This is a genomic window from Rhodopseudomonas palustris, from assembly GCF_013415845.1.
Classification (GTDB): Bacteria; Pseudomonadota; Alphaproteobacteria; order Rhizobiales; family Xanthobacteraceae; genus Rhodopseudomonas; species Rhodopseudomonas palustris_F.
Window position 1 is genome coordinate 5,039,567 of record NZ_CP058907.1, and the last position, 24,406, is coordinate 5,063,972.

General features: G+C 64.6%; 27 protein-coding genes. 8 read left to right on the forward strand and 19 right to left on the reverse strand.

The window, feature by feature from the left end:
• Positions 1–213 precede the first annotated feature (213 nt).
• Positions 214–2,031, forward strand: a complete 1,818-nt coding sequence (locus tag HZF03_RS23085; RefSeq protein WP_119017808.1) for a long-chain-acyl-CoA synthetase — start codon at positions 214–216, stop codon at positions 2,029–2,031.
• Between the two features lie 14 nt (positions 2,032–2,045).
• Positions 2,046–2,915 carry a branched-chain amino acid aminotransferase gene (locus HZF03_RS23090; protein ID WP_165858101.1) on the forward strand — a complete coding sequence of 290 codons (870 nt, stop codon included), beginning with the start codon at positions 2,046–2,048 and terminating at the stop codon, positions 2,913–2,915.
• 20 nt (positions 2,916–2,935) lie between these two features.
• On the opposite strand, the gene HZF03_RS23095 is transcribed toward HZF03_RS23090, so the two are convergent.
• On the reverse strand, positions 2,936–3,820 hold the full coding sequence (locus HZF03_RS23095) for a hypothetical protein (protein ID WP_012497747.1): 885 nt from the start codon (positions 3,818–3,820) through the stop codon (positions 2,936–2,938).
• A gap of 100 nt (positions 3,821–3,920) precedes the next feature.
• On the opposite strand from HZF03_RS23095, the gene HZF03_RS23100 reads away from it, so the two are divergent.
• From HZF03_RS23100 to HZF03_RS23110, 3 genes are read left to right on the forward strand one after another with little or no spacing between them, the layout of a single operon-like run.
• On the forward strand, positions 3,921–4,166 hold the full coding sequence (locus tag HZF03_RS23100) for an acyl carrier protein (RefSeq protein WP_012497748.1): 246 nt from the start codon (positions 3,921–3,923) through the stop codon (positions 4,164–4,166).
• Positions 4,153–5,532: a class I adenylate-forming enzyme family protein gene (locus HZF03_RS23105; RefSeq protein ID WP_119018835.1), complete on the forward strand. Its 1,380-nt coding sequence runs from the start codon at positions 4,153–4,155 to the stop codon at positions 5,530–5,532. Before HZF03_RS23100 ends, HZF03_RS23105 begins: the two co-directional genes overlap by 14 nt.
• Complete coding sequence (locus HZF03_RS23110; protein ID WP_119018836.1) at positions 5,525–6,256, forward strand: SDR family NAD(P)-dependent oxidoreductase; 732 nt, start codon at positions 5,525–5,527, stop codon at positions 6,254–6,256. The genes HZF03_RS23105 and HZF03_RS23110 overlap by 8 nt, the downstream gene beginning before the upstream one ends.
• Before the next feature lie 73 nt (positions 6,257–6,329).
• Here the strand turns inward: HZF03_RS23110 and HZF03_RS23115 are convergent, their stop codons facing one another.
• Positions 6,330–7,271 carry an amino acid--[acyl-carrier-protein] ligase gene (locus tag HZF03_RS23115; protein WP_119018837.1) on the reverse strand — a complete coding sequence of 314 codons (942 nt, stop codon included), beginning with the start codon at positions 7,269–7,271 and terminating at the stop codon, positions 6,330–6,332.
• Positions 7,272–7,305: 34 nt separating this feature from the next.
• The gene (locus HZF03_RS23120; protein ID WP_119018838.1) at positions 7,306–8,535 is read right to left on the reverse strand and encodes an acyl-CoA dehydrogenase family protein; all 1,230 of its coding nucleotides are present in this window, start codon (positions 8,533–8,535) and stop codon (positions 7,306–7,308) included.
• A 365-nt stretch (positions 8,536–8,900) separates the two neighbouring features.
• Between HZF03_RS23120 and HZF03_RS23125 the strand changes: the two genes are divergently transcribed.
• The 3 genes from HZF03_RS23125 to HZF03_RS23135 all read left to right on the forward strand — a co-directional run bounded on the left by HZF03_RS23125 (position 8,901) and on the right by HZF03_RS23135 (position 10,466).
• Positions 8,901–9,173, forward strand: a complete 273-nt coding sequence (locus HZF03_RS23125; protein WP_119018839.1) for a phosphopantetheine-binding protein — start codon at positions 8,901–8,903, stop codon at positions 9,171–9,173.
• A 73-nt stretch (positions 9,174–9,246) separates the two neighbouring features.
• Positions 9,247–9,702, forward strand: coding sequence for a cupin domain-containing protein (locus tag HZF03_RS23130; protein WP_119018840.1), 456 nt, complete (start codon positions 9,247–9,249; stop codon positions 9,700–9,702).
• A 176-nt stretch (positions 9,703–9,878) separates the two neighbouring features.
• Positions 9,879–10,466, forward strand: a complete 588-nt coding sequence (locus HZF03_RS23135; protein WP_119018841.1) for a DUF2478 domain-containing protein — start codon at positions 9,879–9,881, stop codon at positions 10,464–10,466.
• 351 nt (positions 10,467–10,817) lie between these two features.
• On the opposite strand, the gene HZF03_RS23140 is transcribed toward HZF03_RS23135, so the two are convergent.
• From HZF03_RS23140 to nifE, 16 genes are all read right to left on the reverse strand, one after another.
• Entirely contained in the window at positions 10,818–11,114 is a 297-nt protein-coding gene (locus tag HZF03_RS23140) for a ferredoxin family protein (protein WP_011160134.1), read from the reverse strand.
• 33 nt (positions 11,115–11,147) lie between these two features.
• Positions 11,148–12,455 carry an FAD-dependent monooxygenase gene (locus HZF03_RS23145; protein ID WP_011160135.1) on the reverse strand — a complete coding sequence of 436 codons (1,308 nt, stop codon included), beginning with the start codon at positions 12,453–12,455 and terminating at the stop codon, positions 11,148–11,150.
• A gap of 12 nt (positions 12,456–12,467) precedes the next feature.
• Positions 12,468–13,574, reverse strand: a complete 1,107-nt coding sequence (locus HZF03_RS23150; RefSeq protein WP_011160136.1) for an electron transfer flavoprotein subunit alpha/FixB family protein — start codon at positions 13,572–13,574, stop codon at positions 12,468–12,470.
• A gap of 24 nt (positions 13,575–13,598) precedes the next feature.
• A complete protein-coding gene (locus tag HZF03_RS23155; RefSeq protein WP_119018842.1) occupies positions 13,599–14,444 on the reverse strand; it encodes an electron transfer flavoprotein subunit beta/FixA family protein in 846 nt (281 codons plus the stop codon).
• 332 nt (positions 14,445–14,776) lie between these two features.
• Entirely contained in the window at positions 14,777–15,127 is a 351-nt protein-coding gene (gene nifW / locus HZF03_RS23160; protein WP_119018843.1) for a nitrogenase stabilizing/protective protein NifW, read from the reverse strand.
• Positions 15,128–15,155: 28 nt separating this feature from the next.
• Positions 15,156–16,349: a homocitrate synthase gene (gene nifV, locus HZF03_RS23165; protein ID WP_119018844.1), complete on the reverse strand. Its 1,194-nt coding sequence runs from the start codon at positions 16,347–16,349 to the stop codon at positions 15,156–15,158.
• Positions 16,342–17,574 carry a cysteine desulfurase NifS gene (gene nifS, locus HZF03_RS23170; RefSeq protein WP_119018845.1) on the reverse strand — a complete coding sequence of 411 codons (1,233 nt, stop codon included), beginning with the start codon at positions 17,572–17,574 and terminating at the stop codon, positions 16,342–16,344. The genes nifV and nifS overlap by 8 nt, the downstream gene beginning before the upstream one ends.
• Positions 17,571–18,557: a Fe-S cluster assembly protein NifU gene (gene nifU, locus HZF03_RS23175; RefSeq protein ID WP_119018846.1), complete on the reverse strand. Its 987-nt coding sequence runs from the start codon at positions 18,555–18,557 to the stop codon at positions 17,571–17,573. Before nifU ends, nifS begins: the two co-directional genes overlap by 4 nt.
• Positions 18,558–18,584: 27 nt before the next feature.
• On the reverse strand, positions 18,585–18,905 hold the full coding sequence (locus HZF03_RS23180) for a HesB/IscA family protein (protein WP_011160142.1): 321 nt from the start codon (positions 18,903–18,905) through the stop codon (positions 18,585–18,587).
• A gap of 408 nt (positions 18,906–19,313) precedes the next feature.
• Entirely contained in the window at positions 19,314–20,024 is a 711-nt protein-coding gene (locus HZF03_RS23185) for a nitrogen fixation protein NifQ (protein ID WP_119017360.1), read from the reverse strand.
• 17 nt (positions 20,025–20,041) lie between these two features.
• On the reverse strand, positions 20,042–20,353 hold the full coding sequence (gene fdxB / locus HZF03_RS23190; RefSeq protein ID WP_011160144.1) for a ferredoxin III, nif-specific: 312 nt from the start codon (positions 20,351–20,353) through the stop codon (positions 20,042–20,044).
• Between the two features lie 60 nt (positions 20,354–20,413).
• On the reverse strand, positions 20,414–20,620 hold the full coding sequence (locus HZF03_RS23195) for a CCE_0567 family metalloprotein (RefSeq protein WP_011160145.1): 207 nt from the start codon (positions 20,618–20,620) through the stop codon (positions 20,414–20,416).
• A gap of 18 nt (positions 20,621–20,638) precedes the next feature.
• A complete protein-coding gene (locus HZF03_RS23200) occupies positions 20,639–21,103 on the reverse strand; it encodes a NifX-associated nitrogen fixation protein (protein WP_012497763.1) in 465 nt (154 codons plus the stop codon).
• 1 nt (position 21,104) lies between these two features.
• Positions 21,105–21,503 carry a nitrogen fixation protein NifX gene (gene nifX, locus HZF03_RS23205; protein ID WP_011160147.1) on the reverse strand — a complete coding sequence of 133 codons (399 nt, stop codon included), beginning with the start codon at positions 21,501–21,503 and terminating at the stop codon, positions 21,105–21,107.
• A gap of 55 nt (positions 21,504–21,558) precedes the next feature.
• Complete coding sequence (gene nifN, locus HZF03_RS23210; RefSeq protein ID WP_119017359.1) at positions 21,559–22,932, reverse strand: nitrogenase iron-molybdenum cofactor biosynthesis protein NifN; 1,374 nt, start codon at positions 22,930–22,932, stop codon at positions 21,559–21,561.
• 10 nt (positions 22,933–22,942) lie between these two features.
• A complete protein-coding gene (nifE, locus tag HZF03_RS23215; protein WP_119017358.1) occupies positions 22,943–24,406 on the reverse strand; it encodes a nitrogenase iron-molybdenum cofactor biosynthesis protein NifE in 1,464 nt (487 codons plus the stop codon).

Below are 24,406 nucleotides of genomic sequence, written 5' to 3' on the forward strand. Positions count from 1 at the left end.
GGCCTTTGCTAGAACGCACCGCATTAGCGGACAACACATTTCAAAGACGACGACAAACTAACCCTAATTTCGCTTGCTGATTTGAATACAGTTTGAATCGATTTGAATTTGTTTACCTTAAGCGTGCTTCGTCCAGGCATTCGCAACAAATCGCCAACCGCGTTCGCCTACAATTGCACTCAAACTCGTCACGAACTTTCGGAATGGGTGTCGATGACCGTGCACGCAACCGCTGCCATCCGTTCTACCGATGCGGCGCCCGCGCGCCCATCGGTCGCCAAGAGCTGGCTGAACGCGATCGAGATCACTGCGCGGATCGAACGCGAGCCGGAACGTTTGCTGTGCGATACGGTCGCCGAATGGGCGATGCGCACGCCGAATGCGCACGCACTATTGTCGGAGCAAGAACGGTTCAGCTACGCCGAATTGGCGCGACGAATTGACGGTTACGCACGCTGGGCACTCGCACACGGAATCGGCAAAGGCGTCACCGTCGCGCTGCTGATGCCGAACCGCCCAGACTATCTGGCGATCTGGCTCGGCATCACCAAGGTCGGCGGCGTGGTGGCGCTGCTCAACACACAGCTCACCGGCGCCTCGCTGGCCCATTGCATCGATGTCGCAGCGCCCAGCCATATCATCGTGGCGAAGGAACTCAGCGACGCCTACGACAGCGCCAAACTGCATCTGGGATCTGCGCCCCGGCTGTGGCTGCACGGCGACGACGATACCGAGGTGGGGCTGTCGGACGCGCTGGCGATCGCAAACGACGATCCACTTACGGCGGACGAACGTCCCGCTGTGACTGTCGATGATACGGCACTGCTGATCTACACCTCCGGCACCACGGGGCTGCCGAAGGCAGCGCGGGTCAGTCACCGCCGGGTGATGAGCTGGGCCGGCTGGTTCGCCGGCCTCACCGGCGCGACATCCGACGATCGCATCTACGATTGTTTGCCGATCTACCACAGCGTCGGCGGCGTGGTCGCGACCGGCAGCCTGCTGATGGCGGGAGGCTCGGTCGTGATCGCCGAGAAGTTCTCCGCGCGGCGGTTCTGGGACGATATCGTCCGCTACGACTGTACGCTGTTTCAATATATCGGCGAGCTGTGCCGCTATCTGGTGCAGGCGCCGATCGCGCCGAACGAAACGCGGCATCGTCTGCGGCTCGCCTGCGGCAACGGACTGCGCGGCGACGTCTGGGAGGCGTTTCAGGCGCGGTTCGCGATCCCGCGCATTCTCGAATTCTACGCCTCCACCGAGGGCAACTTCTCGCTCTACAATGTCGAGGGCGAGCCCGGTGCGATCGGGCGGCTGCCGTCGTTTCTGGCGCATCGCTTTCCAGCCGCACTGGTGAAATTCGATTTCGAAACAGGACTACCCGTGCGCGACGAACAGGGCCGGTGCATCCGCTGCGCCCGCGGCGAGGCCGGCGAAGCGATCGGCCGGATCGGCGAGGCCGAGCGCGGCGGCGGCCGGTTCGAAGGCTACACCAGCGATGGCGAGAGTGAGCTCAAGATCTTGCGCGACGTGTTTGCACCGGGTGACGCCTGGTTCCGCACCGGCGACCTGATGCTGCAGGACGCCAAGGGCTTCTTCCGCTTCGTCGACCGGATCGGCGACACCTTCCGCTGGAAGGGCGAGAACGTCGCAGCGAGCGAAGTGGCCGACATACTCGCCGTCTGCCCCGGCGTGATCGACGCCAGCGTCTATGGCGTCAGCGTTCCGAACCACGATGGCCGCGCCGGCATGGCTGCGCTGGTGACCGAGGAGAGCTTCGATCTCGCGGCCCTCCATCGCCATCTCGCCACGCGGCTGCCGGCCTACGCACGGCCGCTCTTCCTGCGGCTGCGGCCGACGCTCGATCTCACCGGCACGTTCAAGCAGGCAAAGCAGACCCTAATCACTGAGGGTTTCGACCCGTCGGTCGTCGGCGATCCGCTCTATGTCGCCGACATCACTACGGGCGGCTACGTCGCGCTCGACGCCCCCCTCTTCAGCCGCATCGCGCGCGGCGCATTTAGACTGTGATGGATCCGACGACGATGCCCGCTCCTGCACCGATCAACTACTCCCAGACCTGGACCTTCTTCGAGGGCGAGTGGCATGACGGCAACGTGCCGATCATGGGCCCTCGTACGCACGCAGCGTGGCTCGGCTCCATGGTGTTCGACGGCGCGCGCGCATTCGAGGGCGTGACGCCGGATCTCGACCGCCATTTGGCGCGGATCAACTGGTCGGCGACCAACTTCAAGCTCAACGCACTGGTGGACAAGGCGACTTGGCTTGGCTTGGTACGGGACGGCCTGAAGCGGTTCGCCGGCAATGCCGAGCTTTACATCCGGCCGATGTATTGGGCGCAAAACGGCGTTGGCGGCGGCGTGCTGTTCGATCCGGACACCACCAATTGGTGCCTGTGCATCTATGAAGCGCCGATGCCGAAGCCGACCGGCCTGTCGATTACGCTGTCGCCGTTCCGCCGCCCGACCGCCGAATGTGCGCCGGTGGAAGCCAAAGCCGGATGCCTGTACCCGAACAATTCGCGGGCCATGATGGAAGCCAAGTGTCGCGGCTTCGACAACTGCCTGCTGCGCGACATGCTCGGGCATATCGCCGAGCTCGGCAACTCCAATATCTTCATGGCTAAAGACGGCGTGGTCTATACGCCGGCGGCCAACGGCACCTTCCTGAGCGGCATCACCCGGCAGCGGGTGATCGAGCTGCTGCGCGGCGATGGCGTCACCGTGCTCGAAACTTCGCTGAGTTATCGCGACTTTGAGACCGCCGACGAGATCTTCGCCAGCGGCAATTTCGCAAAGGTGCAGCCGATCATCCGGATCGACGACCGCTCGCTGCAGCCGGGCCCGTTCTATGCCAAGGCGCGCAAGCTGTATTGGGAGTTCGCACACGGCTGAGCGGCGATGCCGCTCGGTCTTCACGGGCCGAACAGCACCAGCTCGGTCTCACTGAGATCCGCGAGGCGCGGCGGGTTCGGGCCCTTGTAGTACTTGCGGCCGCGGGACTCGACATAGAAGCCGGTCAGCTCGTCCATCGGCCCGAGCGCGTCGAGGATCACCAACGGCCGACCGCGCCAGATCAGTGCCCGGCCGAGCGCACCGGCGCAACGCACGAATTCGGCGACGTCGCGGCAATACACCAGCTGCATCGCGGGGAACGGGAAGCGGCCGTGCTTTACACGCTTCGGCACGAACAGGAACGGCATCGTGCCACCATCAGGCAGATGAACCGCGAGGGCTAGGCATCCGTAGGACGCATGGCAGCGCAGCAGCTCACACTCGGCTTCGCTCAATCCCGCCACCGCTCGGGTGGCTTCGGTCACCACCTCGACGCGCGCGCCCTTTTCGGCGCGCGACAGCCAAGGCAGCGCGAAGAACATGCCGTTGCAGTAACGCTTGAACCCAAGCGCCTCGACGATCGGCCAAGTATTCACCGCAGGCGAAATGTTGACGTAAGTGACCTGCTTGTTCTTCTGCGCCATTGAGGTCAGCAGCGTCGCGTAGTTGCGAAATTCCGGGTCGACGTACCAACTCGACACGTTGCAGCGCAGGATCTGTTCAGTGCCGGGACGGCGCGCCGCGTACAGCAACAGCAACGCACCGACCGGATGGCCTCCGCTCTCCAGCAAATAACCGTATCGCGGGCAGCCCTCGGGCAATTCGCGCGCCCCATGGCGATGCAATCCACGCAACCAATAGTCGCGGCGGCGGCCTGGAAAGCCGCGCGTCAGCAGATCGGAGACGGCATCAATATCGGCGTCGCCGATCTCACGGCAACGTACCTTGCGGGCTTCCAAAGCCATTTACCAATCGGCCTGAATTGCAAGTGAGGCGCATGGATTTGTTTCGATTTTGCGCCATATGCTCCTTGTCTCATGGATCGATCAGAAAGGCGAAGTGTCGATGTCTGTACGGTTAACAATCGTCTCGGCGATGCAGCAGATCGCTGACGAACAAGGCTTCAAGGTTCCTGCACTGACGGATGACCTGGTGCTGCACGAGTCGGGCTTCGACTCACTCGGCTTTGCCGTGCTGGTTGCGCGTCTCGAAGACGAACTCGGCATCGATCCGTTCAGCACAGCTGATGACGCCATCTTTCCGGAGACACTCGGCGACTTCATTGGAGCCTATGAGAATGTCCCCGCGTGAGATCGTCGCGCTACGCCACTATCTCACCACTGATCTGACCAGCCGTACGCTGTCGGACGCGAGCGATGAGATCGCGTTAGCCGACATCGCGCGTGGGACCTGTTTCGGCGGCAAGCTGCCTGAGCTCGCCGGCTGTTCGGTGCTGTTGTCGCTGTCGACACAGCTCGTCACTGGACTCGCAATGATCGAACTCGACGGCGTGGCGCGGCGGATGCTGCTGTGCCCACCGGACGTCGATATGACCTACGCCGCCGATCTGATCGCGGATGCGGAGATCGACGCCATCGTGACAGATGCGCCGGAGCGGTGGCAGGACCTCGGCGTCAGCGCCATCGTCACCGCAGGCCTGCCATTGCAGCCTGCGCCCCCTATCGCAGCCACGCATGCCACGTCTTGGTTGATGCTGACCTCCGGCACCACCGGCCGTCCGAAGATCGTCGCGCATACTCTGGCGGCGCTGACCGGTGCGATCGTCGGCGACAACGTCGCAAAGGATGCGTCTCCGATCTGGGCGACCTTCTACGACATCCGCCGCTACGGTGGCCTGCAGATTTTCCTCCGCGCCGTGCTCGGCGGCGGCTCGATGGTGCTCTCCGCGCCCGGCGAAGCAATTGGCGATCATCTGGCACGCCTCGCTGCGCGCGGCGTGACCCACATTTCCGGCACGCCGTCGCATTGGCGCAAGGCACTGATGAATCCGGCGATCGGCGGCTTCCGCCCCAGCTATGTCCGCTTGTCTGGCGAGATCGCCGATCAAGCCGTGCTCGACGGTCTGCGCAACGCGTTTCCCGATGCGTCCATCGGCCACGCCTACGCCTCGACCGAGGCCGGCGTCGGCTTTGCGGTGAATGACGGCCGTGAGGGCTTTCCAGCGTCGCTGATCGGCAACGCGCCCGGCATCACCATGAAAGTGGTCGACGGCTCGCTGCGGATCAAATCGACCCGCACCGCACATACTTACGTCGGCCGCAGCGCGCCGCCGCTGACGGATGCGGGCGGCTTCGTCGACACCGGCGACATCGTCGAGCTGCGCGAAGATCGTTATTACTTCGTCGGCCGCCGCGACGGCGTCATCAACGTCGGGGGCCTCAAGGTTCATCCCGAGGAAGTCGAAGCCGTGATCAACCAGCATCCCTCGGTGCGGATGTCGCGGGTGCGGGCGCGTCGCAGCCCGATCACCGGCGCGCTGGTGGTGGCCGAGGCGGTGCTCGCAAGCGTCGCGGACGCCGGGCGCACTGGAGCAATCCGCGAGGCGATCCTCGCCAATTGCCGCGCCGCGCTGCCGCCACACAAGGTCCCGGCGTCGATCCGTTTCGTGCAGCAACTCGACGTCACCGCCTCCGGAAAGCTGGCCCGCCATGCGTAAGGTGGTGGTGACCGGCGGCAGCCGGGGCATTGGGCTTGCGATCGCACGCCGCCTCGCAGCGGCCGGCTACGACGTGATCGCGGTGGCACGACGCGAGAGTGAGGAACTCACCGCGGCGATTGCCGAGGCTTCGCAAGGGCCCGGCACGATCAGCTTCAAGGCTTACGATCTCGGCGACATCGACGGCCTGGCCGGCTTCGCCAAGTCGCTTCGCCAGGAATTCGGCAAGATCTACGGCCTCGTCAACAATGCCGGCATCGGCACCGAGGGCGTGCTCGCGACCATGCACAACAGCCAGATCGAGACGCTGCTGCGCATCAACGTCACCTCGCCGATCGTACTGACCAAGTACATCGTCCGCCACATGATGGCCGATGGTGCGGGCCGCGTGATCAACATGTCGTCGATCATCGGCTCGACGGGCTACAACGGACTGTCGGTGTACGGCGCTACCAAGGCCGCGGCGATCGGTTTCACCCGCTCGCTCGCCCGCGAGGTCGGCCGGCTCGGCATCACCGTCAACGCGATTGCGCCCGGATTCATCGACACAGAATTGACCGCCGGACTCGCTGGCGAAGGCCGCCAGAAGATCGCCGGCCGCAGCGCGCTGCGCCGCCTGGCGGAAGCCGACGACGTCGCCCAGATGGTCGAATTCCTGCTCGGCGATGGTGGCCGCAACATCACCGGTACGGTGCAGACGATCGACGCCGGGAACACGGCGTAGGTCGCCGGAATTACTAACCTCTCGTCATTCCGGGGCGCACGCAGCGCGAACCCGGAATGACAATGCAAGACCGTCAGTCGAGCGACAGCACGTCCCGCACGCTCGCCGGCCACGCGTTGGTATCGATGCCATGGGTCGCGAACAGCGCGACAGCGAGGCGGTCCATGCCGAAGGCGACGCAGCCGGTGTGGGCGGGGTTACCGGCCGCATCCTCGATGCCCCAGGTGACGCCGAAATGCTCGCGGTGATAGTTGAAGCTCATGCAGGCGGTCGGCTGCTCTTCCGAGCGCAGCGGCACCAGCAGTTCGAACTTCAGAGCCTGCTGCTGCTGGCTGATCGCCTTCATCTGGCCGACACGGCCGAAGAACGGATCGGACGCGGTCTCGACACGGAATGTGAGACCGAGATCTCGCGCGATCGCCTGCGCCTTCACCATCCAGCGCTCGCGGAAGTCAGCGACGTCCTGCGGCGCGCCGATGCAGACATATTCCCGCATGCGGAACGACTGCAACCGGTCGAGATGCTTCGACGGTTCGCGGCGGAAGCAATCGGCCGCAACGTCGAAGCGCGCGCCGCCCGCCGGCAGCGGGCCACGGCTCGCCGCGATCGGATACACCGGATAGCAGGCCGCCGGCGACAATACGAGGTCCGCCGGAGACAGCGAGGTCGTCCAATCGCCGCCGGCATCGAACCGGCCGACCGCCGCGTTGATCTCCTGTTCGCTGCCATGCAGGCCGCAGACGCATCCGAGCAGATTGGGGAAGCTTTTCAGATAGCCGGACTTCTCGAGCTGGCTCCGGCTCATCACCGGTGGGAACCGCATCACTTCGGCCCCATCCTCGCGATGCTGCGAGATCAGCGCCGCCAGCTTCTCGACCACGCCCTCGTACAGCGCAGTTCGCGCATAGACGCCGTCGGCACCTAGCGTGTGGAACAGGTGCTCAGCCAGGTGATCGAGCGGATCGACCGGATGCAGCTCGGCCTCGGCCGGTGTGGTGCGGATCGCCATGTTCATGAAGCGGCCTCCTCGTTGACGATTGACGGTCGATTCAGTCGCGCAGGCTCGCCGGCACCAGGCTCATCAGATTGGCGGTGCCAATGTTGGCGAGGATGCGGTCATTGTTGATCATCAGCGGCGCCGACAGCACGTCGCGCAAGTGCCGGCCGAGGGTAAAATCACCGTCATTGCGATAACCCGACAGGCCGCAAGCCCGCATCGCGCTCATCACCGTCTCGACCGCGAGTTCGGAGGCTTCGACCTTCAGCAGGTTGATCGAGGACTGGAAGTCCAGCGAGGTCAGCGCGCGTTCGTCGAATTCGTGCGCAGTGTAGGCGTCGAGATGCGTGGCGATCATCGCCCGCAGCTTGGTCAGCGAGCGCTTGGCGCTGGTGAAGTGCGCAGCACCCGGCGGCATCTGCCCGCTGGCGCCGCGCGCCGCCTTGCGAACGAACGCCTGCGCCCTTTCCACTGCCGCAGCAGCGATGCCTGCCCAGGCCGACGACCAGCTGAGATGTGCCACCGGCGTCATCGTCTGCGCATGAATGCGATCGTAGGCCTCTGCAAACACCTGATCGGCACGACCGTTGGCGCGCAGCTCGAAGCCGGTGCTGCAGGTGCCGCGCATGCCGAGCGTCTCCCAGCCGAGCGTGGGCGTCAGCGTGTAGTCGTCCTTGGTGAACACCACCAGGACCTGATCCGAGGCGCCGGCATCGTCCGCGCGGCGAGCGATCGTCATCACGCCATCGGCTTCGGCACCATAGGAGATCACAGTCGCGTCGCGCAGCAGAGAGATGCCGGTTTCGGTCCGCGCGATCGCCGCAGCGCTGGAGCGGATGTTGCCGCCGTTGTTGCCTTCGGTGGTCGACGACGCCAACAGCATCTGCTCGGCCGCGATCCGCCGCATCAACTGTTCGTGCCAGGCGGAGCCGCGGCCGTGCCGCACCAGGCAGGCCACCTTGGTCTGGTGCATCGCGACGATCATCGCGGTGGAGGCGCAGGCGCGCCCGAGCGCGTAGCACATCTCGGCAATGTCGTGGATCGAGGCGCTCTCGCCGCCGAACTCGATCGGAATTTGCGCGCCGAGCAGACCATATTCGCGCGCCGCATCGATCGCGGCCTTGGGGAACCGCGCCTCGCGATCGACCGATTCCGCATCAGCGGCGGCAATCGCCGCGACGTGAACCACACGCTGCATCAGCGGCATCGCTTCCGAACCGAATTTGTCGTTGGCCGGCTTAAGGGTGAAGTCGCGAACCACGTTGTCGGTGATGATCGCCATGGCGTCGTGAACTCCCTGTTGCGGACGTTTGCGCTATGTATCGTTCGCGATCGGAATCAGCTCGGCTGCGCCGAGGGGACGATCGCTGCTGGTAGCAAGCTATGGATTGATCAGGAACACGTCGAGGCGAATTCAAAGTGAATCAATTTGGATTCGAATTGAGGGTTAATCGGACTTTGCCCCGATCGCGAAAACTTTCGGAATCCCCGTTAGTGTTAAAATTCGAATGAATATGTCGGAAACCGCCACAGCATTGTTTCCGACAGGCAGTTGCGATTACATCATCGCAACGTTGCGAGCTGTGCCCGTGGACCAAGCGTCCGCAAGCGCGCAGAAGACTTCGAACAGGTCATGGAGATCGCGTCATGCAGGCAGGCCCGTCAGCTGCGGTGGAGAACAAAATCATCACTCTGGTGGAGTCGATCCTGGCGCAGAACAGCCTCGCGGGCGGCATCGCGCGCGACACCACATTCGCCGATGCGGGGCTGACGTCGATGGAGATGGTCAACCTGATGCTCGCGGTCGAAGCCGAATTCGATATGACGCTGCCCCAGTCGGACATCACGCCGGAGAATTTCACTTCGGCAGCGACCGTCGCGCAGCTCGTGTTGCGCCGTCAGCACGCCCAGGCCGCTTAGTACGGCGACGCCCTTCGCAATCCCGACACGATCCGCATCACAACCGAACAAAACGATCAGCAGGAGACGCCAGATGCCCAACCACCTGATCCTCACCTCCCGCACCGACGTCGAGCTGAAGCCGGCGCCGATCGAGCCGTCGTGGATCATCGAAGGCAATCCGGTCGCGACCAACTGCACGCTGTCGCGCAGCACCGATGGCATGGCGTCGACGATTATCTGGCAGTGCACCGAGGGCAAATTCAATTGGCACTACGACATCGACGAGACGATCTGCATTCTCGAGGGCTCGGTGGTGATCGAAAGCGCCGGCATGCCGGCGAAGCGCTACGGTCCGGGTGATGTGATCTTCTTCAAGGACGGCGCCAGCGCGCGCTGGCATGTCGAAGGCCACATCCGCAAAATCGCGTTCTGCCGCCGCACCCAGCCGCGGCTGGTCGGGTTGGCGGTGCGGGTGTTCGCCAAGCTTCGCTCGATGTTGCTGCCGTCCGCCAACCGGCCGGCGCAATCGCTGCTCGGTGCAAACTGAGCCAATTCCCCATCGCCGCGGCGCAAGGCCGCACAAATCAGACGGCGGATCGCGCGGCGGTCCGCCGTTTTGGTTCGCCAGCCCTACTGAAGTCGGATTGATTTGACGCAAAGAAGCATGTTGCGGGTTCTGGCATGTCCTAAGGCGAAAGTCGCATTTGGGGCAAAGCAGACGCGATGGACTTTTCTCACGGCAAGTCGGGACGACCGTCGATACTCGCAATCGTGTACACCGATGGCGCAGCCGCCTGCCGGCTGATGTCGGATCTCGGTCGCCGCTTGCGCGACGCCGGCGTGGTGGTCGCGGGTCTGGTGCCGTATCAGGGCGCGGTCGACGACGGCAGCCCGCGCTGCGATATGGAAGTCGAGGAGCTGTCCTCCCACTTCATCCTTCAGCTGGCGGAAGAGCGCGGCAAGCAGCCCAACGGCTGCCGCGTCGATCCGGAAGCCGTGCAGGAAGCCGCCGCTTTAATCGCAGCGTCGTTCCGCAACGCGCCCGAACTGCTGATCGTCAATAAATTCGGTAAGCTCGAAGCCGATGGCGGCGGCCTCAGCGACGTCATCAGCGACGCCGTGGATCAGGGGATTCCGGTCATCGTCGGCGTTCCTGAGCGACATCTGGCAACGTGGCGCTGCTTTACCAGCGGCCTGGCCGAAGAAGCGTTGCTCGACTCGCCCCGTATTCAGCAATGGCTGGCCCGCCGCGGCTTCGGCCTCCGGCGCAACACCGTCGGCCCGCAGCACGTGCTCAACTCGGCGGCGTAAGGCGATTGCTGGTTCAGCGCGGCCCTGGCCGTATCTTCGCCGCCCACCGCATACTGGCAGAATCCGACAACTAATCGTCATGCCCGCGCTTGTCGCGGGCATCCACGTCTTGAAGACTGCGAAAGATCAAAGACGTGGATGGCCCGGTCGAGCCGGCCACGACAAGTGGATAAGGGATAGGCTCTGGGCCTCTCCCGCCACGGCTTCACCACCCTCGTCTTAGAAACGCCAATGCCCGGGACAAGCCCGGGCATTGAGTGTTGCGTCATGAAGCAAGCATGGCCGAAGCAAATAGCTTCGGCGACGCGGGCTCTCTCACCCGCACGCGCCACCGCCCCGGGCGGTGTTCCCTCAGCCGAACTTGAACAGCACGCCGTAGCCGCCGCGCGGGTAGCTCCACTCGATGTCGCCGCCACCTTCGGCGAGCACCCGGCAGGTGCCGCATTCGACGCAGCCGTCCGGCGTCACTTCGACCTGTCCGTTACTGTTCAGCTCGTAGCAGTGCGCCGGGCACACTTTCAACAGCGCCAGCAGTTGCGGCGATGGCTTGGTGTGGGGCTTGACCTTGATGTGGGCGTTGCCGACGTCGACCAGATAGCGGTTCTGATACAGCTTGTCTTCGACGCGAACCGGGGCTTCCGTTGTCATCGTCCGTTCTCCGCTTTCTCGAATCCCGCTGAATTATCGCCACGCCCGCGCGAAGCGGAACGCGTCGCCGAACAATCCGCCCCACGACCGTGCCGACACGAACGACTTGATCGTGGTCTTTTCCTTCTCGATCTTCGGCGTGCCGTCGACCCGCACGAAGTTCTGCAGCGCCTTGTTGACGAGCTGCGGATAGGTCAGGAAGAAGTTCTGCGAGCGGATATGCAGCAGGTCCGGCATATCCTTGTATTTCTTCAGGTCCTTGATGACGAAGGAGTCGTCCAGCATCTTCTTGTAGAGGGCCAGATTCTCCTTGGTCATCGGATCCTTGCGCGACTTCACCTGGAAGATCGCCTCGGCGGCGATCCGGCCCGAGGTCATCGCCAGGTTCGAGCCCTCGCGGTGCATCGCGTTGTTGAGCTGCGCGGCATCGCCGACCACGACCCAGCCGTCGCCATAGAGCTGCGGGATCGCGTTGTAGCCGCCTTCCGGGATCAGATGGCCGGCGTATTCCTTCACCTCGGAGCCTTCGATCAGCGGCGCCACAGACGGATGCTTCTTGAAGCGCTCGAGCAGGCCGTAGGGGGTCTCGCCGGTCTTCTGAAAGTCCGACACCAGACAGCCGATGCCGATCGAGATCGACTCTTTGTTGGTGTAGATGAAGCCCATGCCGGTCATGCCGGCCGAGATCGTGCCGGCGGCTTCGATCACCACGCCCTCGTCGCCCTTCAGGTTGAAGCGGGCTTCGATGGTCTCGCGCGGCAGGAAGTGCATTTCCTTCACGGCCAGCGCGACGTTCTCCGGCGTCGGGCGCTCACGCAGCTCGGCCTTGGTGCCGAGCAGGCCGTTGACGCCTTCGGCCAGTACCACGACGTCGGCATGAACCTGGCCGCCTTCACGATCGGTGATCACGCCGATCACCTTGCCGTAAGCGTCCTGCACCAGTTCCTTGACGGTGGTTTCGCACAGCACGATCGCGCCGGCTTCCTGCGCCTTGCTGGACAGCCATTTGTCGAACTGGGCACGGATGATGGTGTAGCGATTCGGCTTCTCTTCGTTGAAGTCTTCCGAACGGTGATGCAGGCCGGTGTGCGACTTGCCGTCCATCATCCAGAACCGCTGTTCGACGAGGTGCCGCTCCAGCGGCGCGTCCTCGCGGAAGTCGGGCACCAGCTTCTCCAGCATGTCGGCGTAGAGAATCGCCCCTTGCACGTTCTTCGAGCCCGGGTACTCGCCGCGCTCGATTTGCAGCACCTTCAGGCCACGCTTGGCCATGGTCAGCGCAGCGGCGTTGCCGGCCATGCCGGCCCCGACGACGATGGCGTCGAAACGTTCTTCGATCATGGCAGCCTCCTGTTAGCTCGCGATCCGGTCGCGGGTGTGCGCAGACAGCCGTTTGCGGAATGCTTCGGTCAGCGCCGGCAGCAGCCGGATCGCATCGGTGACGAGAGCGAGATGGGCAAAGTCGAAGATCGGCGCGTTCTTGTCGGTGTTGATCGCGACGATCAGGTCGGAGCCGTCGACGCCGACGCGGTGCTGAATCGCGCCCGAGATGCCGGCCGCAATGTACAGCTTCGGCCGGATAGTCTTGCCGGTCTGGCCGATCTGGCGGTCGGCCGACACCCAGCCCTTCTGCACCAGCGGCCGCGAACAGCCGTATTCGGCGCCGAGCACGCCGGCGAGCTGGCGCACCAGCTGGAAGTTCTCCGGCGAAGCAAGCCCGAGGCCGCCGGCCACCACGATATCGGCATAAGCGAGGTTCGAGGTCGCCTTGTCGCGATCCGGCACGAAGGCCAGGATCTTGGTGACGATATCGGCTTCGACCAAACCGAGCGGAAATTCGATGACACGGCCGACCGGCTTTTCGACCCGATCGGGCATCGACATCACGCGCGGCCGTACGGTCGCCATCTGCGGTCGGAAGTTGAGCGTGTAGATCGTGCAGAGCAGCGAGCCGCCGAAGGTCGGACGGGTCGCGGCGAGCGAATTGTCGGAGTCGACCTCAAGCTCGGTGCAGTCTGCGGTCAGGCCGGTGAGCAGCGTGGTCGCCACTGCGCCGGCGAGGTCGCGGCCGAGCGTGGTGGCACCGAGCAGCAGGATCTCCGGCTTGTGGGTGTTGACGAGATCGGTCAGCGCCTTGGTGTAGGACTCGTTGCGATAGTCCGTCAGCACGTCGTCGGCGACGACGTAGGCAAGATCAGCGCCGTAGCAGAACGACTCGGCGACCGCAGCCTTGGTGGCATCGCCGGTCGGGCCGATCACCACCGCGGCGAGCTCGACGCCGAGCTTGTCGGCGAGCCGCCGGCCGGAGCCCATCAGTTCCCAGGAGACGGGGTGAACGTGACCACGCTCCTGCTCGATGAACACCCAGACGTGCTTATAGGCTTTGAAATGCTCGGGCAGCTCCTTCTTGGCGGCGGCGCGTCCGGCGGGCTGCGGGGCAGGCTTGGCGGGCTGGCTCATCGAAGCGGCTCTCTGTTCGGGTTGTCAGAATCCGCGCGCCAGCTCGAACATTTCGTTCTCGAGCTTGGGCCGGAGCTTGAAGATTTCGTCGATCAGCGCTTCCGCCGGCGGCTGGCCGGCGGCCTCGACCACCTTGGCCTTCTCGGCGCGCGGGGTGGGTGCGAACACGCGCTTCACCACCGTCGGCGAACCGCGGAGGCCGCACTTCTGGATGTCCTCGACGCCGGCATCCTGCGCGCTCCACTTCACCACTTCGGCGCGGGCGGCATTCAGCGCGTTGATCATCGAGCCGCGGCGCACCTGATTGGTGCCTTCCAGCATCGTGATCAGGCAGGGCAGATTGCTGCGCAGCACCTGCACGCCGCCTTCGGAGCGGCGCTCGACTTCAATGGTGCGAGCGTCGAGGTCGAGCGATGAGACCTTCGAGACATAGGTCAGCTGCAGGAAGTCGAGCCGCTTGCAGATGCCGGGGCCGACCTGGGCGGTGTCGCCGTCGATGGTCTGCTTGCCGGTGAACACCACGTCGACAGCACCGAAGGTGGAGCCGATCTTGCGGATCGCGGCGGCGAGCGCGTAGCTGGTCGCCAGCGTGTCGGAGCCGGCGAAGAACCGATCGGTCAGCAGCACGGCGCGGTTGGCGCCGATGGTCAGCGCCTTGCGCAAGGAATCTTCCGCGGTCGGCGGGCCCATCGTCAGCACCGTGACTTCGCCGCCGAACTTGTCGCGCAGCCGCAGCGCCTCTTCGAGCGCGAACAGATCGTAGGGATTGATGATCGTCGGCACGCCCTGGCGCATGATCGTGTTGGTGACCGGATGCACACGGATCTGGGCCGAGTCCGGAACCTGCTTGATACAGACGACGATATGCATGGAGTGGCTCCGCGCTTGCTGACAGAAGCTTGACGACGGAGACTTATGAGCAAGCCTCGTACCAACTTTTCCAGCGTGGAGAATATCGCGGCAAACCAATCACTTGCGACGAGAGGCCGGGATTGTTACCGGCGCTTCCGAGGGTTGCAATCCGACAACTCCGACACTTGTCGGGAAGGCGACAGCGGCGTGACCGACCAGACATTTCACGCCGCAGTGAGATCGCCCGCCAAACACGACATGGATGTGAGAAAATGAGTCTGGCAGGCGCGGCAAAACGGCCCGCCGCGAACGCGACGGGCCGTCGATAGCAGGGCGCAAGGGGCGCGCGGTTACTTCAGTGCGTCGAGCGGGACGAAGGCCGGGCGCTTCGGCGTCTTCGGCGCCACCGCGTCCTTCAGCACCTTGAACACCCGTTGATCGAGCGGCGAGGAAGCCACGAAGTCGGCATAGGCCCGCTCCAGCACCGCCTTGCAACGGGCGGAGGCTTCGTCGCCCGGCAGATGCTCGAGATCTTCGCCGGCGAGATACTGGCCCATGCGCCGGAGGATGTGCAGCCGTGCGACGTTGAGCAGCTTCGGATCGTAGGCAACGCCGAGAAGCTCGAAGAACTCCTCGGCGGATCCGGCACTCTGCAGCCGGGCGACGATGTCGACGGGTTCGGTGACGGCGGATGTGCTCATCTCGGTCTCCTTGATCTGTTGTCGCCGCTCAGGCGCAGTTGGTGAGCGTCCGCTCGCGGACCTCGCGCCAAATCGCAATCAATGTCTCGTTGCCGACCGGGCCCTTGTGGGTGACTGCATAGCGGCGGACCTTGGCCAGGATACCCTGCGCCTCGTCCGCGGTCGCCGGCAGATCCAGCTTGGCGAGCGACGAGGTGATCGCCGATAGCCCAGAGTGCTTGCCGATGACAATGCGGTTGGAGCGGCCGAACAAATTCGGATCGAGCGACTGGTAGGTGCGCTGATCCTTGAGCAGGCCATCGACATGTATTCCCGATTCATGGGTGAAGACGTGCTCACCGACGATCGCCTTGTTGAGCGGAATGGTACGGGCGGCTGCGGTGGCAACAAGATCGGCAACGTTGCCGAGCTCCGACAGCACGATGCCAGTGTCGCGGCCATAGAGCTGCTTCAGCGCCACTGCGACCTCTTCGAGCGGCGCATTGCCGGCACGTTCGCCGAGGCCGATCACCGTCACCGAGGCATGGGTGGCACCGGCGCGGAGCGCGGCCAGCGTGTTGGCGGTGGCGAGGCCGAGGTCGTCATGACCGTGGAATTCGAGCTCGAGGTCGGTCGAGGCGCGAAGCGTCGCCAGCAGCGCATGGCTGGAGAATGGGTCGAGCACACTCAGCGTATCGGCGATCCGAAACCGGCGCGCGCCGGATGCCTTTGCGGTGGCGATCACCTCGGCGAGGAATTCGGGATCGGCTCGCGAGGAATCCTCACCGCCGACGGCGACGTCGAGGCCGCGGTCCCGAGCATAGCCGACCACGCGCTTGACGGTCTCGATCGCATTCGACCGCTTGCCACCGAGCTTGGCGGCGATCTGCACGTCCGACACCGGCACCGAGACATTGACCATCGCCACGCCGGCCTTCAGCGCGGCATCGACGTCCTCGGTGCGCATCCGGCACCAGGCAATCGTCGTCAGCGGCAAGCCGGCTTCGACGATGGCGCGGATCGCCGCGATCTCATCGGCGCCCATCGCGGGCGTCCCCGCCTCGATTTCCGGCACGCCGGCGCGCGCCAGCGCTCGGGCGATCGCAACCTTCTCGGCGGTGGAGAAGGCGACACCCGGCGCCTGCTCACCATCGCGCAGTGTGGTGTCGTTGAGCATGATCGGGGCGGGCTGAAAACCGCAAGACTGATCCGGCCGGACGATCTCAGACTTGATCTCAGACATGGGTTGTTCCTTGCGCACTTCCAGACGAATGGCCGACCGCCTGCGGAGCATCATCGACCCCGAACGGCGAGATCGCCCGCAGCTTGGCGACCACGGCGGGAACGACTTCCAGCGCGCGGTCGATGTCGGCGTCGGTGTTGTCGCGTGACAGCGAGAACCGCACGCCGCCGCGGACCGCGTCCTCGGCGACCTTCATGGCCAGCAGCACATGCGACGGCTCGAACGAGCCGGTCGCGCAGGCCGAACCCATCGAGGCGGCAATGCCGGCGCGATCCAGCAGCGTGATGATCGCCTCGCTGTCGATGAACGAGAACGCGATGTTCGATGTATTAGGCAGACGCTCGGCGCGGGCACCGACGGCAACGCAATGGCCGACCCGCGCCAGGATCTCGCGCTCGAGCCGATCGCGCAGACCACGCACCCGAATATCCTCGTCAGCCATCGCCCCAGCGGCAAGTTCGGCCGCAATGCCGAGGCCGACGATGCCCGGCACGTTCTCGGTGCCGGCGCGGCGGCCACGCTCCTGCTGGCCACCTTTGATCTGCGGCTTGAAGCGGATGCCGGCGCGGACATACAGCGCGCCGACGCCCTTCGGGCCGTGCAGCTTATGTCCGGACAGCGACAGCATGTCGATCATGGTCGACTGCAGATCGATCGGACACTTGCCGACCGCCTGCACCGCGTCGGTGTGAAACAGCGCGCCGACCTCCTTGGCAAGCTCGGCGAGATCGGCCACCGGCTGGATCACGCCGGTCTCATTATTGGCCCACATGATCGACGCAATCGCGACACGGTCGGACATCGCTTCGCGATAGGCCAGAATGTCGAGCCGGCCCTGACGATCGACCGGGATCAGGTGAACGCGGATGCCCTTGTTCTTTTCCAGCCAGGCGCACAGCGACAGCACCGCCGGATGTTCCACCGCCGAGATGATCACTTCGCGCCGACGCGGCGCCGCTTCGAGCGCGGACAGGATTGCGGCGTTGTTGCTCTCGGTACCACCCGAGGTGAAGATCAGCTCATGCGGCTGTGCGGCGCCGAGCAGCGCCTGGACGCGCTCGCGCGCTCGCTTGACGGCGAGCGCAGCATGGCCGCCGAGCCCATATTTCGACGATGGGTTGCCGTAGTACAGCGAGAAGTACGGCAGCATCGCTTCGACGACGCGCGGATCGGTCCGCGTCGTTGCATTGGCGTCGAGATAGACGATGTCTGCCGGCTCGCTCATGACACCGGCACCACACGTAGCGGCCGGCCGAACTTCTCGACCAGCTTGGCCTGGACGCCCGACAGCGTCACCGACGAGAGCTGGCATCCGACGCAATTGCCGGACAACCGGACATAGACAATGTTGCCATCGAGGCTGACGAACTCGCAGTCGCCGCCGTCGCGCTGCAGATGCGGACGCAGTTCTTCGACCGCCTCGGCGATCAGCGCCTCCTGCGGCGGCGCATCGACCAGTCCAGCCGGCGGCGTCGCCGGACGCGGCGCAGCTTTGGCAATCGGGCGCAGATGCGCAGGCGTTGCCTTGGCGGCAAAGATGTTGGCGGCCGGAGCCGGCGCGCCATGGGGCTTCAGCTCGGTGGCGCGCGGCGTCGCCGAGCCGATGCGGTAGGCGTCTTCGGCCGGGATCAGGCCGTCCTCGACCATCTCGGCGTTGACCCGCGCCAGCAGGGATTCGATCTGCTTGAAGCAGGTGCTGCAGCAGCCGGCGGCCTTGGTGTAGGCGGTCACGTCGTCCAGACTGGTCAGCCGGTTGAAGCGAATGGTGCGCTCGATCATCATCTGGCCGACGCCGAGGCACTTGCAGGCCGGCGGCGCATCAGCCTCGGCCACTGCGGCCTTGCCGCGAAACGAACCAATCGCCTGCTGCAGGGCCTCGAAAGTCATCACCGCGCAATACATCCGCTCACGCGGCAGGTCGCCCAGGTAGTCAGCAATCGCCGCGGCGCTGATGCCGCTGGCTTCGTCGATGGTCTTGCCGGTGATCATGTCGGTGAGCGCCGCAGAGGCGGCGATCGCCGAGCTACAGCCGAACGCTTGGAAGCGAGCCTGCGCGATCCGCCCGTCGTCGGGCTCGACCTTCAACATCAACTTGACGGCATCGCCCCAGCCGATGCTGCCGAACCGACCGACCGCATTGGCCTGCGGCAGCGGACCAGCGTTAGCGGAGGTAGAGAAGTGATGGTCGAACTTGCCGAGACCGAGCATGGCGCGCTCCTATGGTTGGCGCTGCGCTTAGCCGAACGACTTGCCGCAGCCGCACTTGGTGCCGGCATTGGGATTGTCGAAGGTGAAGCCCGAGCCCTCGAGGCTCTCGACGAAGTCGATGGTCATGCCGGACAGCAGCGGCTGCGAGTCGGGATCGATGAACACCTTGACGCCGCCGGCTTCGACCACCGCGTCATCGACCCGAGGTTCGGCATCGAGACCAATCAGATACTTGTAACCGGCACAGCCCCCCGCTTCGACCATGACGCGTAGCCCGGCGTCGAGCTTGCCGGCGCGCGACATCGCAGCCTTCACAGCGGTCCCGGCTTGTTCGGTGAGAATGATCATGATCGGCCTCCATCGGTTAGGTCCGACATGAACAAGTGCAACCGCTGTGCCAGCGGAGGCACAGCGGCAAGCTACTGATTTCGCGCGAAATTATCAGTACGCGACAATGTCGGAGGTCCGACATCGTCGCGAAGCCGACGGTTTCCGACAATGGATCGCAGGTTAGAGGCGAGCTACCCCGCTACGCAGCGCTAACCTCTCCCCGCGCGCGGGGAGAGGTCGGCCCGGCAAAGCCGGGCCGGGTGAGGGGTCGCTTCCGCGAGCCTGAGCATGCGAGCTGTATTCGCCGGACTACCAACGTCACTATTCGCACTCGGCCGTGTGGTGATGCCCCCTCATCCCACCCTTCTCCCCGCGCGCGGGGAGAAGGAGCTCGCTGTGCATGTGGCGATGCTTCCTGAATCTGACTTAAGCCACACCGGCCGCCCGCAGTTCGACCTCGCGGCGGCGGATCGCCATCCGGCTTTCGCCGCTCTCCTCGCCGAAGCATTCGGCGAAGTCGCCGCACTGCGAGCAGACGGGGGTGCTACACATCACCATACCGTCGTCTTCGCAGAGCTTGCGGTAGAAGAACCGCTTCCAGCGCATGTTGCGGGTGTTGTCGCGGGCCAGCGGCTCGAAATGCCGCATCAGCAGCCGGCTCAGCTCGGTACGGCTGCGCAGGCCGAGATCCTCCCACAGATGTTCCGGCTGCATCGCCCGCCGCGCCACCATCGCGGCGAGCCAACGGCCGACGTCACCGGAGGTCGAGCGATGCTTGAGCAGCAGGTCGCGGACCATCGCAGCTTCCTCGTCCTCGTCGTGCTCGCCGACTGCCAGCACTGACAAGAGGACCGAGACGTGCGGGAACCAGCCGACGATCAGCGCCGCAAAATCGTCGGCCGTCAGACCGCTGGACTCGGTGATCGAGCCGGGTTCGGTGACCGCAACCGACAGGATCGATGCCAGCACGTGACGATCGAACGCACGGTCGTCATCGATCTGGGCTTCGGCCGGGGTGCAGCCGGTCAAGGCCCGGTACACCACCGCCGGAGAGGACGCGAAGCTCGACGCCGTCACGCGCAGCGGCAGCGCCGCTGCCGTCGCACCTGCCGCCTGGATTCCCGCTGCGCCGAGCATGTCCGTCGCTCCCTTGTTTAGAGCCCGAGTTCGCTGGCCTTGACGTGGGTCTGGCACGCCTTCGGGCAGACCCGGACGCAAGCCGAGCAGCCGATGCAATTGCCGGCCGCGTCGAGCACCATCACCTTGCGGACGAATTCCTCGTCGTCATCATCGTCGTCGAGCGAGCAGGCGACCAGTTCGCCGTCCTCGTTGACGCCCATCAGATGCATCACGTCGCGCGAGCACACCTTGTGACAGCGGCCGCAGCCGATGCACTTCTTGTCGTCGATCGCGGTGAGATAAGTCGGTTCCCACGGCTTGCCGTCGCGGGTGGAGAAGATCGCCATGTTGTCGCTCCTCGCGCGGCCAATGGGCCGCGCAGTTCGGGCTGAGGCGTTCGGCCGCGATCAGGCGGCCTTCGCTTCCAGCTCCTTCAAAGCCTTCCGCGCAGCTTCAAGGGCCGCGTAGGCATCCTGGGTTTCCTGCGCCACCGTCATGATGGTCTGCCAATTAATCGGCAGCTCCTCGGACAGGTCGTGCAGGTTCATCTTCATCGTGGTCGCGCGGGCGGACAGTTTCTTGATCTCGGCCTTCAGCGTCTCGATGTCGGACATAACGATCTCGCTCTCGCTTCAGAGGTTGGCGACGTCGGGGTATTTGCGGATCATCTCGCTGCCGGCGGCGACCAGCTTGTCGCCCTCCTCGGCCAGCTTGCCGAGGTTGTCGAAGCCGAAGCGGTGGACGTCGCGCATGTGTTTGTTGATGACGATCAACCGCCCGGCGCTGAGGATCAGCCGGCCGAAGCCCTCGTGGTGCATCTTCATCATCGGCGACACCATGATCCTGGTCTCGCGTTCGATCGACAGGGCCACCGCGTTGTAGAACAGCTCGAGCCGCCACAGCGTCTCCGGATCCGGATCGCCCATGATCGGGATCTCGCGGCGCTTGGCCTTGTCGACGATGAACGGCTCCAGCAGCTTGAGATCGGACTTGCCTTCCCAGACACCGTGAGTGTCCTGGGCGCGGAGCTGCTTGACCAATTCCTTGACGAACAGCGAGTCGAGCGCGGCGTCGGGAGCAGTGGTGGCTTCGGTCATGTCAGGCCTCGTCGGCAAAATCGAACGTACGCTCTTCGCCCTTCATCAGTGCCTTGCGCAGCCACGGCGGCGGCACGCCGCGCAGCACGCCCTGCAGCTTGGTGATGAGGTCGGTGATCAGCTCCGGCTGTGCCAGCTTGAGCGGATGGACCTGGGCGGCGACGACACGCGCCGCGCCGGAGCCGCCGATCGCCGTGCAATACATGATGGCGCAATCGCGGATCGCGTCGATCTTGGCGACCAGCTTGTCCTCGTTTCCGTCTTCCTTCTCCTCGGCGAACTGCACCGCTTCGATGAAGCGATAATCGTCGGCGGTGATTTCGTAGATCGCGATGTTCCGGGCCCAGCCGAAATGCGCATCGACGCGCGCAAGGTCCTGGGTGGCAAAGGCGACTTTCATGCCGGTTCTCCTGAGTTGTGCATCGGTGCTCTGCTCCGCTCGACTACCGTCGTTGCTAATGAGCCTTAGCCGGCGCATCGGTCTGGTCCGGGCAAGCAGAGGCACTACGCCAGCTGTTCACGTCCGGCTCCTTGATGTTGGCGATGAACAAATTGCCGATCGCGAAGATCAGATCGCGGGTGCCGCGATAGCCGACTGCGACCTGATGCGCGGCACCAAGCCGGTCGAACATCGGCAGGCCCATCCGGAACAGCGGCACGCTCAGGCGCTCCGCGGCCTGACGGCCGTGCGAATGCGTCACCAATAGATCGCAATCTTCGGCACGGCGCTCGAGATCTTCGAGATCGCCGATCAGCACCTCGTCGCTTGGCACCTGCGCCAGGCTCGGCGACGTAGTGGTCGTCACCGCGGCGCTGACGGTACAGCCCATATCGGCGAGCCAGCCGCCGATATTCAGCAGCATGTCCGGCTCGGCGCCGATTGCGACGCTCTTGCCACCGAAATAGAAGTGGCCGTCGAGCATGGCGTCGACCAGTTGGCTGCGCTGCCGGCGATATTTCGGCGGCACCGGCCGGCCGCTGATCTTGGCCAACGTCGCCATCAGCTCATCGGCCGCCGCGAGCCCGGTGACCCGCGACAGCAGCGTGAACGGCACACCGGCCTTGGCTTCGAGCGCGGCTGCGGCTTTGCGCATCTGCTCGCCGAACGCCAGCGTGTGGCCCGCGCCGCCCATCGCGACGACTTCGGCCACCGAGACACCGCCATGCGTCGTCGGGGTGAAATCATCCGGCACATGCCCGTCGAGCGAGCCGGAGATATCCGGCAGGAAGGTCGGCACCAGGCCGAACGCCTCGATGATGTCGCGCAGCTCATCAATGTCGCCCGGCGTCAGATGGCTGCCGGCCAACACGTTGATCCTGTCGGCATCCGGCGCGGCGCCTTCAGCCGATGTCTCGACCAGGGTCTCGACGATCCGCGTCACCGTGGCAGCGAAGCCGTCTTCGAACGCGCCTTTGAAGTCGGGCGTCGACACCGGCACCAGCGCGACGTTCGCCAGTTCCGGATGATTGGCCCGCACCATCTTGATGTAGCCGTCGAGATCGTCGCCTTTGATCTCGGTGACGCCGGTGGTGCAGATCCCGATCACGTCGGGCTTGGTACGGCCGACGATGTTGACGATCGCCTGCTCGACGTTCTCAAAGCCGCCGAGCACGGTGGCGACTTCGCTCATCGCGGTGGTCTGCAGCGGGATCGACTCGCGGAAGTGGCGGACGAACAGCACCAGACCGAACGAGGTGCAGCCTTGGGAGCCGTGCAGCAGCGGCATGCAGTTGCGCAGGCCCATGAAGGCCAGCGCGGCGCCGAGCGGCTGACTCATCCGCAGCGGATTGACGGTGCAGGATTTGGTCGAGGTGACGATCTGTGCCATCGCAGCCTCCCTACGCCACTCGGGCCGAGCGCCCGAAGATCGCGCGCTGGCGATCGTCGGCGGCATTCGCGGCATCGGCGCGCTGTTCCCAGGTCACTTCGTCCCACGGCGGCGCGCTGCGCACCTGCGCCCAGATCGGATTGGACAGCGATTTGTCGATCTGCCGAACCATCTCGACGATGCCGACATAGCCGCAATACGCGTAGGTGCGCTCCTGGTTGATATCCATCCAGGGCATCCGCGCCTTCAAGGCGACGAACTGCGAGCGGCCGCCCGACAGCATGATGTCGGCCTGCGCATCTTTGAGCATCTTGTACATTTCGCGTGGGCGCAGATCGTCGATCTGGTGGACGTCCGGGCTCATCTCCTTGAGCCGCAGCTTGTCTTCCTTGGTCGACTTCTTGACGCTGGTGCCGACGATGGACAGCCCCGCTTCCTGCAGCGCCGCCACCACCGACCACGACTTTACGCCGCCGGTGATCAGCAGCACCTTCTTGCCTTCCAGCCGCGGGGTGTAGGCCTTGATCGCCGCCCAGGCCTTGGCCTCTTCGCGTGCGATCAGCGCCTCGGTGCGGGCCATCAGCTCGTCCGGCGCGCCGCGGGCGATCAGCAGCCGGGCAATCTGGCGAAGCGACTCGGAGGTGTCGCTGATGCCGTAGAACGAGCCTTCGAAATACGGGATGCCGTACCGCTCTTCCATCTTGCGCGCGACATTGATCATCGCGGTCGAGCACACCATCATGGCGGCGCGGGCGCGGTGCGATTGCGCCACTTCGTGATAGCGCGCATCGCCCGACAGGCACGACAGAATGCGGATCCCGAGTTCGTCGAGCAGCGGCTTCACCTGCCACAATTCGCCCGCGACGTTGTATTCGCCGATGATGTTGATGTCGTAGGGGGTCGTGAACTCCGGCTCCTGAGTGCCGATCACATAATCGAGAATCGCCTCGCCGGCGAGCTTGTTGCCGAGATTCTTCGGGCCGACGAAGCCGGGAGAGATGATCGGAACGCAGGGCTTGCCGAATTTCTCGGAGGCGACCTTGCAGACGGCGACGATGTCGTCGCCCATCATCGCCGGAACACAGGTCTGATACACGAACACGGCCGGCGGATCGTACTTCTCGATGATCTCGCGGATCGACCGAAACAGCCGCTTCTCGCCGCCGAAGATCACGTCGTTCTCGCCCATGTCGGTGGTGAAGCCGGTGCGATACAGCTTCGAGCCGGACGACTTGGTGCCGCGATTGTCCCAGGACGAGCCTTCGCAGGCGATCGGGCCGTGCACCAGGTGCGCGACGTCGACAATCGGCTGCAGCGCGATTTTGGCGCCGTCGAAGGCGCAGCCACCGGCTGCGCCCCCCGGCTGCAGCGGTTTGCTGCAGCCCTTCTTGCGTTGCTTGTCGGACTTGGCCTGATTGGCCGCACAGCCGGGCTCGTTGAAGACGTCTTGAATCTTGTCTGCGAGGCGGCTCAT